Raw genomic sequence first — 13074 nt, forward strand, 5'->3', positions numbered from 1 at the left:
CCTGCCTTCAGTTAATCCACCAGCTCGCGTTCAATCGCTTCGAGCGATTTCCCTCTTGTTTCCGGCACCCGCAATTTGATCACCACAAAACCAAGCAGACAGATCACGCCATACAGCCAGAACGTGCCAGCCGCACCGAGTGCCACATTGATCGGTTTAAACGTCACGGTCAGTCCGAAACAGGCAATCCAAAGCGCAGACACACACAGGCTCATTGCCGCCCCGCGAATACGGTTCGGAAAAATTTCAGAAAGCAGCACCCAGGTAATCGGTGCCAGCGTCATGGCATAACAGGCAATCGCGGCCAGCACCACGATCAATACAACGGGACCTTTCAATGCGAAAAAGTAGCAGGTGCCGAGAATCACATACGTCACCATCAGCCCCCCGGATCCCAGCAGCATCAGCGGGCGGCGGCCCCAGCGGTCCACCGTTTTAATCGCCACAAACGTGAAAACCAGATTCACGATCCCGGTGATCACGATGTTGAACATCATGCCGCTGACATCATAACCGGCGGCTTCGAAGATTTCCTGAGCATAATTGAAAATCACATTAATGCCGCACCACTGCTGGAACATGGCGATAAAGATTCCAAGCCCGAGAATTTTAAGCACCCTGGGACGCAGCAGCTCTTTATAGGAAACCTTTCGGTATTCCCCTTCAAGGGTTGCGTTAATATCGCTTACTTCAACGTCGGCATAATCCGGTCCGCCGATTTTCACTAAAATGCTGTGCGCCTGTTCAGAGCGGGCCTGCTTCAACAGCCAGCGCGGAGATTCGGGAACAATCAACGCCATCACAAAAAAGAGACCGGCCGGAACCGTTTCCGCCGCAAACATCCAGCGCCAGCCGTATTGCCCGTTCCAGGAATTAAGCATCTCAACGGCCGTCGCATGGTCCCCCACCGGATCGGCCTTATAAATCAGCAGATTGATGATCTGCGCTGCGAGCACCCCGATGACAATCGTCAGCTGATTAACCGACACAAACCGGCCGCGCATTTCCGAAGGAGATATCTCGGCAATATACATCGGCGAAACATTCGATGCCAAACCAATACCAATGCCCCAATGATGCGGGCAAAGATAAAACTGTTGTAACTTTGCGAAAGTGCAGTCCAGACCGCAGACGCCGTAAACAGCACCGCCGCCACGACCAGCACTTTTTTCCGCCCGATCCGGTCGGTAATTCCGCCGGACAGCAGCGCACCCCCAGACATCCTGCCAGTGCCGAACTCATCGCCCACCCGGCTTTCCAGGCCTGTTCCGCTCCGGTCAGTCCGAAAAAAGCTTCATAAAACGGTTTGGCCCCGCCAATGACCACCCAGTCATAACCGAACAGCAGCCCACCCATCGCCGCCACCAGACTGATCATCCAGATATATTTCAGATTATACTTCGTTATCATACACGTCCCTTGCACCATCTGCCACGTCGATGCTCAAACCAATCGATCATATCCTGTAAATTTAATACATAGCTGATCCTCTCTTTTTTAATGGATTATCTTATTACACATGCTACCTTATCCATATGCCTGATTATGTTAGAATAGCCGAAGGGTTTCCTCATCAGCGTCTCGTGGTCATCCCAACCAATGTACTGCAACGATGTAACTCTCTTCCTCTAGTGAAACTGTTATACATTACTCATCTCGGGACATATCCTTATGCTCCTGGTCATTACGTCCATAGAGACGGAACAGAACAGATCATAATGATCTACTGTCTGAAAGGTAGCGGAACCGTGAAGATGGATAATACTATCCTCAATCTTCAAAAAGGTCATGTTGTATTCATACCTTCAGACACCCCTCATGTTTACTACAGTGATGAGAGCAGCCCTTGGTCGATTTTCTGGATTCACTTTTCCGGTGCACAAAAGGATCTCGCGCTGAACAGTCTGAATTTCAGCAGACAGAATCCTCTGCTGTTTGTTCCTGACACCACACTGATGCAGAATGCATTTGAAGACATTTACGCCTGTCTGAATTATCACTATTCTGATGCCGGGCTGCTGGCCATGACCAGTGCATTCATACACCTCTTAAGTCTTATAAAACTGCACTACGGAGCTCCCAAAAAAGATAAGCAGGCGATCGAGGACCGCGTAATGGGTACCATCGATTTTATGCAGGCCCACCTGGATATGCAGCTCACTCTCAAAGAATTGGCGGACCGGGCGGGATTATCTGTTCCCCATTACAGCAAACTCTTCCGGCAGCGAACCAGTCAGTCACCTGTAGCATACTTTATTCAGCTGAAAATTAAGAAAGCCTGCGAACTTCTGCACGAAACCGCCGAGCCCATCCACCGAATCGGACTTCAGCTTGGATATGAAGACCCTTACTTCTTCAGCCGCCAGTTTAAAAAAATTCAGGGGATCTCCCCCTCGGAATTTCGCAAACTGACCGGCCGATCAAACCGGCCTGCAGGAAACCGGACCGACTCGTAAGGAACAGCAGATCAGAGTTTAGCGGCCGTGTACCCGGCCAACCGCAACAAAACAGCTATGTTGAAAATTTTAACGGGAAAAGCTGCAGAATGCATACTGAAAAATGAAGACTGATTTGCTGATATCCGTAACACTCGGGTAATCAGTCGGAAACTGAAAAAATGACAGCAGTCAGGTGCGGCGCATCGTTCTCAGAGAGTCTCCCTTTACGACAGGGGATGCGTTGCATTCAGCGCCTCCCCTGACCCGGTATTTTATTAAATGTTTCCCGAAGGTACCTGTAAAAAAGCCCAGGAGCTGCAGCAGCTCCTGAGCAAGTTTCACCCCCTGGAAAAATCGATGGTTCCAAAAACTCGATTCTCCAGGAGTTTATTGAATCGCCGGATTAATCATCCAGATTCACCACCACGAAACGGGAAACCCGGCCGTCGGTAATCAGGAAGAGAATGCGATGGCCTTCATTCTCCGAAACGGCTTTCCGGAAAGCCCGGACCGAATCGATCGGCTTGCGGTTCACCGTGGTAATCACCTGTCCCGGCTGCAGTCCGGCATTCCAGGCGGCACTGCCCCGTTCGACCTCGGTAATAATGACTCCTTCGATACCTTCGTATCCCATACGGCGGGCCGTATCGCCCTCCATACTTTCAACCGAAATGCCCAGTTTATTGAAGGTATCGTTTTGCTGAGCGACCACTCCGGAATCATCGCTTTCCATCTCTTTCGTGACCGCTGAAATGTTGATGTATTTCCCATCACGGAAAATCTTCAGTTCAATTTTTGTATTCGGCGGCGTGTTGGCTACGCGGTTACGGAACGCATGAAGTTTTCTCACCGGCTTACCGTTCATTTCAACCACAATATCCCCGCCTTTAATACCGGCCTCCTCAGCGGCGGAATCCTCTACGACCTGATTGATCAGCACGCCGCCTTTCTGGTCCAGCCCGAAGGTCGCGGCAAGGTCCTCATCCACCTCCTGCAGATAAACACCAAGCACGCTGCGTGAAACCCGGCCGTATTTAATCAGCTGCTCCTTGATATTGACGGCCTGATTGATCGGAATGGCAAAACCGATGCCCATATAGCCGCCGCTCCGGGTATAGATCGCGGTATTAATGCCGACCACTTCACCGTCAATATTCAGCAGCGGCCCTCCGGAATTCCCCGGATTGATCGCGGCATCGGTCTGAATAAAGTCGCCGTATTCCGCAATCCCGGTTTCATCGCGCCCTTTGGCGCTGACAATACCGGCGGTAATCGTCTGCGAAAGTCCGAAAGGGTTGCCTGCGGCAATCACCCATTCACCCACGCGAAGCGCATCGGAATCGCCCAGCGGAACCACCGGCAGCTCTTCATGTCCATCAATCTTAATCAGCGCAACTTCGGTTTTGGGATCCGTACCGATCAGCTTGGCTTCAAACTCACGCCCGTCGCCCAGCGTGACCGTGATTTTATCGGCATTGTTCACCACATGGTTGTTGGTCAGAATATAACCGTCTTTGGAAATAATAAATCCGGACCCCTGACCGCGCTGCTGATACTCGCGTGTTTCCGGCTCACTCGGATACCCCCAGTAGCCACGCCCGAAAAATTCCTCCAGCGGATGCCGGTATCTGGTCGGCACTTCGACCGTCGTTTCGACATCAATAAAAACAACGGCGGGCAGAGCCTCCTGAGCTACCTCGGCGAACGCATCGCCCGTCTGTTTTAATGCCGCCTTTCCGGCAACGGCCGGCTCAATGCCCAGCAATGCAACAGCCGCAAAACCGGCTGTAAGATATTTCACAACACGCATTCTATACTCCTTGTTGTTCATCGTTTTTGAAGACGGAGTTTTAGAGAGCGGGCTAATCGATTTGTTCAAAGAAAGCTGTCCGGTTTTTCCGGGGTCTGGAAAAGCGGAACCTCAGTGCCAGCTGAAAATAACATCATTGGTATTTCCGGTCGCATCGTACAGACCGGTGGAAACCGCCGCCGTTTTTCGACCCGCGGTGGCCCCCATGATATCCACGGTTCCGTCATAATCGGTATCGAGTACCACCTGATACGGCACGCCCCACGGATCAAGAAAAACGCCGACCGGTTCTCCCTGTGGTTCGAGGAAAACAATCTTTGCCGGATTCAACACTTCATCTTTTCCGGTGATGACAGTGATGATCGTCGCACTGTCTGTATAATCCTCCAGACCCTGGCACGAATCCGGTGCAGGCAGTTTCCCATATTTATTAAAGTAGGCCATTATACCGGTTTCGATGGCTTTCATTTCCACGTGCGCTTTAGCCTTGCGGGCATTGATGCGTGCGGCACGCAGCCCTTTGGACCCCAGCGTGAGCAGCAGACCAAGAATAACAATAACAACCAGCAGTTCAATCAATGTGAATCCGCGCGTTTTCATAATCAGTATCCTACACGGGACGGATCAATGTTGTCAGCATCATCCTCCGCATCAATGCCCTGCGAATAGATAACATAACTGAACCGGTTGGTGCTGCAGTATTGATAAGCCCGGCCCCACGGATCGACAGCCTGCAGCTCGCCGCTGACCAACGGACTCAGTACATTGGTAACGACCGCCACGGGACCGACGGCCGGCGGATAGCGTCCATATTCCACCCGATACTCTTCGAGCGCATTGCGGAACAGTTCAATATCGGCTTTGGCCTGCCCCTCTTTGGCAGAGCGCCGGGCAAGAGCATAGCCTCCGGCCCCGAGACTGATCAGAATCCCGATAATGAGCAGCACCACCAACAGCTCAAGCAGCGTGAATCCGCACTTCCCGAAACCCGGAAACTCCCAGGACCCGGAACATTCCAGCCTCTGAAAGTTTCCTTTCATGGGAATCCTAGCGGGCAATACCTTTTTCTGAAGCCCGGCAGAATTCAAGCAGATGAACGATTTCCGGAGTCTGCTCGACTTCGGCCTCAATACGCTCGAGGGCTTCGGAGGTATTCAGACCCTCCTGGCGGTAGAGAATTCGGTAGGCTTCCTTGACCGCTTTCCGGCCCTCTTCCGAAACTCCGCGGCGCTCCATGCCGATACGGTTAAAACTGCGCACGGCAATCGGATCGCCGTGCCCGATCATGTAGGGCGGAACATCTTTGGTGATTTTGGACATCGCGCCGATATAGGCCATGGAGCCGACGCGCATGAACTGCACAATCCCCACCGAACCTTCAATCGTAGCAAAATCTTCAATCACCACATGCCCGGCAATCTGACAGGCATTCACAATCACCACACCGTTCCCGACTTCGCAGCAGTGCGCGATATGGGAATAGGCCAGAATATGACAATCGTTACCGACCGTCGTGTAATTGTTGTCGTTAGTAGCGGCATTGATCGTGACATATTCGCGGATCGTATTGTTATCGCCGATCCTCACTCCGGGATTGCCGCCTTTGAATTTAAGATCCTGGGTTTTTCCGCCGAGCACGGCAAAAGGAGAGACGGTGTTGTTCCGGCCCAGCGTTGTATTCCCTTCAATCACCACATGAGATATCAGCCGGGTGCCGCTGCCGATGACGGCATCGGCACTGATGGTGCAATAGGGTCCGATGAAGGCATCATCTGCAATCTGAGCCCCGTCGGCCACAATGGCTGTCGGATGGATATCGGCCATGGTTTACGCCCCGTAACCGAACATCAGATCGGCCTGACTGGCAATTTCGTTGTCGACATAGGCTTTCCCGGAAACCGTGGCCATGCGCGAACGCATGCGGGTAATTTCAATTTCCATACGGAGACAGTCCCCCGGCACCACTTTGCGACGGAATTTGGCTTTATCAATCGCCATGAAATAGGCGATGGCCCCTTCGCGGTCTTTGATTTTGTTCAGCAGAATACCCGCAACCTGAGCCATGGCTTCGAGCTGCTTCACTCCCGGCATAATCGGTTCGCCCGGAAAATGACCCTGAAAATAAGGTTCATTGAATGTAAGGTTTTTATAGCCGACGATTTTCTGGTTTTCCAAATCCAGTTCCGTGATGCGGTCGACCAGCAGAAAGGGGTAGCGATGCGGCAGAATCCCCATGATATCGTTAATGTCCATTACACTCATGAATCTCTCCTTAGTTAGTAAAAGTGGTAAACGCTAGGGTTTTAAGAACCTCTATTCAACATTTTTCTGTTCAGCCGAAAGGCGGTCCAGTTCCGGACAGCCTCCGGGAACGCTCCACGCATACGGGAAGGAGCTACACTGCTCCGGACGTGCCTCATACACCCGGCAGCGGTCCCCTTCGAGAAATTCGCAACTCCCGTCCGCCTGATCCAGCAGTGCCAGCTGCTTCCGGTTCGGGGCCAGCCGGGTGTGTTTTTCAATAAAATCCGCTTCACTTAATCTCAGATAAGCCGCCATTTGATGAATATCATCATCCGTCAGAAGCACGGAGCCGCCCCACCGGCAGCATTCTCCGCAGCCGGAACACTGGAATCTCTTTAATATTTCGGGATTTAACATTGAACGGCATCCTTTCAAAAGCGTCTGATTTCGTTGACATTTAAGTCCGCAGCGAACACTATGTGCTCTTCATGCCGCATTTACGCCGGTGCGGTGTATTAGTTGAAACTCCAAGAAAGGATCAAGAACGATGTTCGACAATTTGGTGAATAAGAAGACCATGATGATTCTTCCCATGGCCGCCGCCCTGCTCATGATCGGCTGCAAGGAAGAAGATGCAAACGCAGCACCGGCTCCGGAGCCGGTCGACCTCTCCGCCACAGAAGACCTCTTTGCAGAACCCGTTCAGGCCAATCCGCTGACCCAGGATCCTGCCGCTGTAGTCGTCCGCGTCAATGGCGAAGACATTACCCGCGGCGAAATTCTTGAAATGATGAATATTGCCATGCAGCGACTCCAGGGCCGCGTTAACCCGCAGCAGCTTCCGCAGATTCAGAGTCAGATGTATGAACAGATCAAAAACGATCTGATTACCAAAAAGCTGATCGACGCCGCCGTTGCCAAGGCCAAAATCACGATTGATTCCGCAGAAGTGGATGAAACCATCACCTCGCTGCAGAGCCGCATTCCGCAGGGACAGACCCTCGAAGCCGCACTGGCTGCTCAGGGCACCACCCTGGAAGAGCTCAAAGAGAACATCAGTAACGATTTGAAAACCCGCAAATTCCTCGAAGCAAAAACCGAAGGTGTTGCCGCGGCAACCGAAGCGGAAGCGAAGGAATTCTATGACTCCAATCCGCAGAACTTTGAAAAGCAGGAAAGTGTGGCCGCTTCCCATATTCTGATTAAAACCGACACCGCCACCAACGATGTCCAGAAAGCCGAACTCAAAGCGGAACTCGCACAGATCCGTGCCGACATTATTGCCGGAAAGATCTCCTTCGAAGATGCGGCATCCCAGTATTCCGGTTGCCCGAGTAAAGCCCAGGGCGGTTCCCTCGGCACCTTTGGAAAAGGTCAGATGGTTCCGGAATTTGAAATCGCAGCCTTTACCCAGGAAGTCGGAGAAGTCGGCGACATCATCGAAACCCAGTTCGGCTACCATATCATCAAGGTCACCGATCACGCTGAGCCGGGTACTGTTTCCTTCGAAGAAGCCAAGGAGCAGATTATTTCATTCCTGAGCGGACAGAAAAAACAGCAGGCCGTACAGGAATACATCAAAAGCCTGCGCGACAGCGCTACGATCGAAGAGATCCAGAGCTGATCCGGCCTTTCACCGGAATCCGCAAAACACCCTGTTTACTGCAGGGTGTTTTTTTGTATCCGGCCCTTTTAATCTCAGAAAATTCAATAGAATGGAGCAGATGAATGTACACCCTGTATAAAGAAACAACCGTCGGAACCACACCGGAAAAAGCCTGGAATTTTATCCGATCCCCCGCCAACCTCAACCTGATCACCCCGGATGATATGACGTTCGAAATCGTCTCGGACCTCCCGGAAGAAATGACCGAAGGTATCCTGATAACGTATCGCGTAAAACTTCCTTTATTGGGCAGAACAACATGGCTGAGCGAGCTCAAACACATTGTTCCCGGCGTCTCGTTTGTAGATGAACAGAAGATCGGACCGTACAGACTCTGGTATCACTATCATGCAATTCACCCGACGGAACAGGGCGTTCTCTTCATCGACCGCGTGACATACGAAATGCCTTTCGGCCTGCTCGGCCGACTGGCTCACGGCCTGTTCATCCGGAAAACGCTGGAACGCATCTTTACCTACCGGGAACACCGCCTGCAGCAACTGCTCGGTTCAGCATAGCGTATAACCTTCACCCAACAAAGCAGCATGCCATATCCGGCCCCGACCGTTCCACGAGAAGATCCCCTCACAACGTTCGGACCGCGAAACCGCCTATTTACTGCACAAGGAACCCGTTCAGCATAAAGAGTATAGAATACCTTTCCGACTGAAGAAAAATAAGCTAATATCTAAATATAAAACACGGATTTCGACGCGCTGTACGATCTTTTCCAATTCATTTTCTGTGCCGCAACCGAAGACCGGGTTTAAACCCCGTTTTCGGAAGGAGCTATTCAAACGTAAAATGCCGGTCCATCCGCTTATAGAACACAGAAATGTAAACCGGAAACACCGCATCCTAATCGTTGTTTCTATACTGATCTTTTTATGAGGGCCAATTCCCTCCTGCTTCGAACCTGTAGTAACGGAGATTGATGTGAACTTATTTTATGATCTCAAAGCCGAAACTGTTTCCGGCAGAATCGTAAAAATGGCGGCCTATAAAGGCAAAGTACTACTCATCGTCAACACTGCCGGCAAATGCGGTTTCACCAGACAGTATGAAGGCCTGCAAAGGCTCTATGAAGCCTATCAGGGTCAAGGATTCGAGATCCTCGGATTCCCCTCAAATGACTTCCTGAAACAAGAGCCGGGTTCAAATGAAGCGATCGCATCATTCTGCAAATTGAACTATGGCATAACATTTACAATATTCAGAAAAATTGCAGTAAAAGGTCCCGGCCGGCATCCGTTATACAGCTATCTCACCTCCCCTGAAAACAACCCGGTGTATGGTGGAAAAATTTCCTGGAATTTCAATAAGTTCCTGATTTCCCGTAATGGCGAAGTTGCTGGCCGTTTCGGCAGTCGGACAAAACCCCAGAATCCCGATCTCATTGCAGCGATAAAAAAGGAGCTGAATCCCCCATGAAACTGAAATGGATAAGCCTGTGTACCCTACTGATTGCAGGATGCAATTCGACTGAAAATCTGGATGCGGTTTCCAATTTTGAGCCGGACCGTTATCTTGGCGTCTGGTACGAAATTGCCCGCTTCCCCCACCGCTTTGAAGATGGCATGAGCAATGTTACAGCCACCTATTCCTTCAACGAAAACGGCAGTATTAACGTTGTCAATAGAGGCTATCTCGATGAAGAACAGCAATGGAAACAGGCCGAAGCACATGCAGAACTGAAAGGTGCTCCGACAACAGGATGGCTGAAAGTCAGCTTTTTCAAACCCTTCTACGGCTCCTATAAAATCATCGATCTCAATGACGACTATTCGCGTGCCATCGTAACAACCGGCTCCTTCAACTATCTCTGGCTGCTCGCCCGCAAACCGCAGCTTGAGACAGAAACGTATCACGCGATGGTACAGCGAGCCAGCGAGCTGGGATTTGAAATTGAGAAGCTGATTCCAGTTGATCAATCCCGAAATATAAAATGAGGCCATCGCTCCAGAGAATCGTCTCCCTGACAACCGACCTGCCGCACGGCCTTTATTTTCGACATATTAAACTAACACGGTATAAAACAACTGAAAGTTCATCTGCGGAGCAATAAGGTAAAGAAAAAAAGAGCTCACCGGCAGGAACATCCCCTTCTGCATAGCCGCACTTGAAGAAGCCTTCCCCCTCCCCGAAAAGACGGGTAAGCCCTGACCGGAAGAAAGGACTATTCATCTCCTGAACGCGTCGCATATTCGTATGCCGTACGAGGCGAAGCAAACGAGGTACCATAATGAACCTTGCCGTCAAACTTAACGGTCCCGGAAGCATAGGTATCAGCCGCAGTATTGGAATAATCGGCGACATGACCGCTGCCGTCCGTTGCCCCAACAGAAACCGTAACCGGATTCGCCGCCGGATTTACTGCAACATTCAGACCGTCATTCCCGCTGGCCACAAAAATTGCTATCCCCTGCGAAGCAGCGTACTCAACTGCGTTTTCCAGAAAACCAACCTCATCATAGGTTCCGAAACTGAGATTGATCACCTCAACATCTGAAGCCAGTGCATAGTTGATCGCACTCATGAGCACATCCGATGAAGTCATCCCGTTTTCGTCGAACACCTTCACCGCCAGAACCGGCGCACCCGTTTTTCCGCTTTCCTCCCCCAGCGGTGTAATAGCACCGGATGCAATGAGCGAAACCAGTGTTCCGTGTCCTGTTGGATCATCCACAGCGTCCCCCGGATTCAGCGCATTCCAGGAACCACGGATAAAATCCATATCGGCATATGCCGGATCAAGACCGGAATCGAAAACTGCAATAGCGGTTTCGCCGGGAGCGAGCCCCAGGTTAAGACCGGCATGCGTTCCGGAGATAGGAACCGTAGGCATGGCCGCATTCGAATAAGCCAGATTCAGCTCTGCTGCCTCAACACTCTCATGCGCTGCAGCAATGGCCAATGCCTTCTCTGCACTCAGATCATCATTCAGACGGATCCGGTAAATGCCCGGCGGATTAATCACCTCAACCACAGTTCCATTCAGTTTTCGCAACAGCAGGTTGAGATCGTTCACGGTAGAGCCCTCTTTAAACCCCACCAGAATTTCACCGCGCACATACTTCACGCCATTCGTACCCTCCACCACATCCAGCACACGCTCGGGCTGACTGATGCGCTTTGCCGCCGATGCCCGGTCACCGAAAACCCGGATCGAGGAAACCTGATAAAACGCACCCAGAGGACTGTCGACCCGTTTCCACTGAACGGAATAACTGTTCGGGCTGACGAGCTGAGCGATCAGCCGCTCCACTTTTGTCCCTTCCCATTCACCGGTCACCCGTCCGAGTTCCAGTGACGGATCAATCAGCACCTCTGCACCCCGCTGTTCAAACAGATAGAGGATTTTGGAAAGCGGTGTGCCCTCGGATTTAAGCCACGCGTTTTCACCCTCAATCCGCAATGTTGCGGCCTGGGCCGCAGCGACCAGCAAAACTCCAATGACAGGAAGAATCTTCATCAGGAAAGCATAACGCCCAGCCGCCGGAAAACAATGCGCGATTTTTTCAATACGGCACCGGAAGCTGACACCTTCCCGCGCGGCTTCCGTCAGAAAATGTTCTATTCGGTGAGCTTCAGCCAGTCGAGATTAACCAGTTTGGTTCCGCCCCAGTCCGGCTTGAACACCACCACCAGATTATGCACCCCGTCAACCGGCTCTTTGATTTCCGCCTCGATGGTTTCCCAGCTGTTCCAGCCACCCGTATAATGTACCGGAAATTCCGCCAGCAGTTTTCCCCAGATTTGATTCTGACGAATCTCGAATTTCCCGTAGGTCTGCCCGCAGGCGATCCGGGCCTGGATTTTTTTCGCACCGGTGAAGTCCACGCGATCAAAACGGACATAGCTGTTCGGTTTCGTTTCGGTCACCATCCAGCCGCGATAGCCGTCATGTTCAAGAAAAGCCGTTTCACAACCGTTAATTTCGTTATACCGATCAACCTGGATCAACTCACCGAGCCCCGGCGTTCCAATACCCCGAAGGGTCGGCTTCACCTTCAGAATACTGCCGTCTTTATGAAACTGCAGATAATCCGCCCGCATGGAGCGCAGTTTATTGAATCCGCTGATATCCCACCAATGATAGAACAGAATCCACAGTCCTCTGTATTTGGTGATGGAATGATGGTTGGTGCCGTTGCCGATGTTGTCCATGATTTTTCCACCGTATACAAACGGTCCCATCGGTGAGTCCGACGTGGCATAACCAATCGTATACCCTTCCTGCGGGAAGGTATGCGCAAAGGTCATGTAATAAATTCCGTTCCGTTTAAACATGAAGGAGGCTTCTTTATAACCTTTCGGCAGATGCTCAACCTTTTTCGGCGGCGCGGCGATTTCCTTCATGTTGTCTTTCAACGGGACCACAAACAGTTCATGTCCGCCGCCGAAATAGAGATAGGCCCTGTTATCGTCATCAACGAACAGGCCGGGATCGATCCCCTTCACCCCCTCGATATAGTGCGGCTCCCATGTAAACGGACCTTCGGGCGAATCAGATACCCCCACCCCGATACGGCGGAAAGCCGAACCGTCCAGCGGAGCCGCCGGGAAATAATAATAATATTTCCCATCCTTTTCGATACAGTCCGGCGCCCACATCGCAAAAGAATCTTTTTTCCCCCACGGCACCTCATTCTGATCCAGCACCGGCCCGACATCCGTCCACGTCGCCCCCCCATCAAGACGGAACATGCGATACCCCGGCATACAGAAATCGTTGGCCTTTCTTCCCTCCGGCGGAACCTGATCACTCGAAGGATAAATATACAGCGTATCATTGAAAACGCGGGCGGTCGGGTCCGCCGTATACATGTGGGTGACCAGCGGGTTCTGCGCCATGGTACCTCCGGCAGCTGCGGCCAGAACGAGAACGGTGTATCGTATATTCATCTGAATCTCCT

Annotated in this window: 13 protein-coding genes and 1 pseudogene; 5 read left to right on the forward strand and 9 right to left on the reverse strand. The window is 51.6% G+C overall.

All coding sequences use genetic code 11. The features are described from left to right. Positions 1-11: 11 nt before the first annotated feature. Positions 12-1410, reverse strand: a pseudogene (locus EGM51_12450) (MFS transporter). 125 nt (positions 1411-1535) lie between these two features. Between EGM51_12450 and EGM51_12455 the strand changes: the two are divergent. Further along, complete coding sequence (locus EGM51_12455; protein ID QBG48162.1) at positions 1536-2456, forward strand: helix-turn-helix domain-containing protein; 921 nt, start codon at positions 1536-1538, stop codon at positions 2454-2456. Between the two features lie 385 nt (positions 2457-2841). On the opposite strand, the gene EGM51_12460 is transcribed toward EGM51_12455, so the two are convergent. The 6 genes from EGM51_12460 to EGM51_12485 form a co-directional block, all read right to left on the reverse strand. Further along, entirely contained in the window at positions 2842-4248 is a 1407-nt protein-coding gene (locus EGM51_12460) for a DegQ family serine endoprotease (GenBank protein ID QBG48163.1), read from the reverse strand. A gap of 111 nt (positions 4249-4359) precedes the next feature. Beyond that, on the reverse strand, positions 4360-4848 hold the full coding sequence (locus EGM51_12465) for a prepilin-type N-terminal cleavage/methylation domain-containing protein (protein QBG48164.1): 489 nt from the start codon (positions 4846-4848) through the stop codon (positions 4360-4362). Between the two features lie 2 nt (positions 4849-4850). Further along, entirely contained in the window at positions 4851-5288 is a 438-nt protein-coding gene (locus EGM51_12470) for a prepilin-type N-terminal cleavage/methylation domain-containing protein (protein ID QBG48165.1), read from the reverse strand. A gap of 7 nt (positions 5289-5295) precedes the next feature. Beyond that, on the reverse strand, positions 5296-6072 hold the full coding sequence (locus EGM51_12475; protein ID QBG48166.1) for an acyl-ACP--UDP-N-acetylglucosamine O-acyltransferase: 777 nt from the start codon (positions 6070-6072) through the stop codon (positions 5296-5298). A gap of 3 nt (positions 6073-6075) precedes the next feature. Then, positions 6076-6510 carry a 3-hydroxyacyl-ACP dehydratase FabZ gene (gene fabZ / locus EGM51_12480; GenBank protein QBG48167.1) on the reverse strand — a complete coding sequence of 145 codons (435 nt, stop codon included), beginning with the start codon at positions 6508-6510 and terminating at the stop codon, positions 6076-6078. A gap of 51 nt (positions 6511-6561) precedes the next feature. Next, entirely contained in the window at positions 6562-6909 is a 348-nt protein-coding gene (locus EGM51_12485; GenBank protein QBG48168.1) for a YkgJ family cysteine cluster protein, read from the reverse strand. A gap of 130 nt (positions 6910-7039) precedes the next feature. Between EGM51_12485 and EGM51_12490 the strand changes: the two genes are divergently transcribed. From EGM51_12490 to EGM51_12505, 4 genes are all read left to right on the forward strand, one after another. Then, positions 7040-8116, forward strand: a complete 1077-nt coding sequence (locus EGM51_12490; protein ID QBG48169.1) for a hypothetical protein — start codon at positions 7040-7042, stop codon at positions 8114-8116. Between the two features lie 104 nt (positions 8117-8220). Beyond that, the gene (locus tag EGM51_12495) at positions 8221-8676 is read left to right on the forward strand and encodes a hypothetical protein (GenBank protein ID QBG48170.1); all 456 of its coding nucleotides are present in this window, start codon (positions 8221-8223) and stop codon (positions 8674-8676) included. Positions 8677-9094: 418 nt separating this feature from the next. Further along, entirely contained in the window at positions 9095-9589 is a 495-nt protein-coding gene (locus tag EGM51_12500) for a glutathione peroxidase (GenBank protein ID QBG48171.1), read from the forward strand. Further along, the gene (locus EGM51_12505) at positions 9586-10107 is read left to right on the forward strand and encodes a lipocalin (protein QBG48172.1); all 522 of its coding nucleotides are present in this window, start codon (positions 9586-9588) and stop codon (positions 10105-10107) included. Before EGM51_12500 ends, EGM51_12505 begins: the two co-directional genes overlap by 4 nt. 227 nt (positions 10108-10334) lie before the next feature. Here the strand turns inward: EGM51_12505 and EGM51_12510 are convergent, their stop codons facing one another. Then, positions 10335-11630: a hypothetical protein gene (locus tag EGM51_12510; protein ID QBG48173.1), complete on the reverse strand. Its 1296-nt coding sequence runs from the start codon at positions 11628-11630 to the stop codon at positions 10335-10337. Between the two features lie 101 nt (positions 11631-11731). Next, positions 11732-13063 (reverse strand): carbohydrate-binding protein, encoded by a 1332-nt coding sequence (locus tag EGM51_12515; protein QBG48174.1) that lies wholly within the window; start codon positions 13061-13063, stop codon positions 11732-11734. Positions 13064-13074 lie beyond the last annotated feature (11 nt).

The organism is Verrucomicrobia bacterium S94, assembly GCA_004299845.1.
Taxonomy (GTDB): domain Bacteria; phylum Verrucomicrobiota; class Kiritimatiellia; order Kiritimatiellales; family Pontiellaceae; genus Pontiella.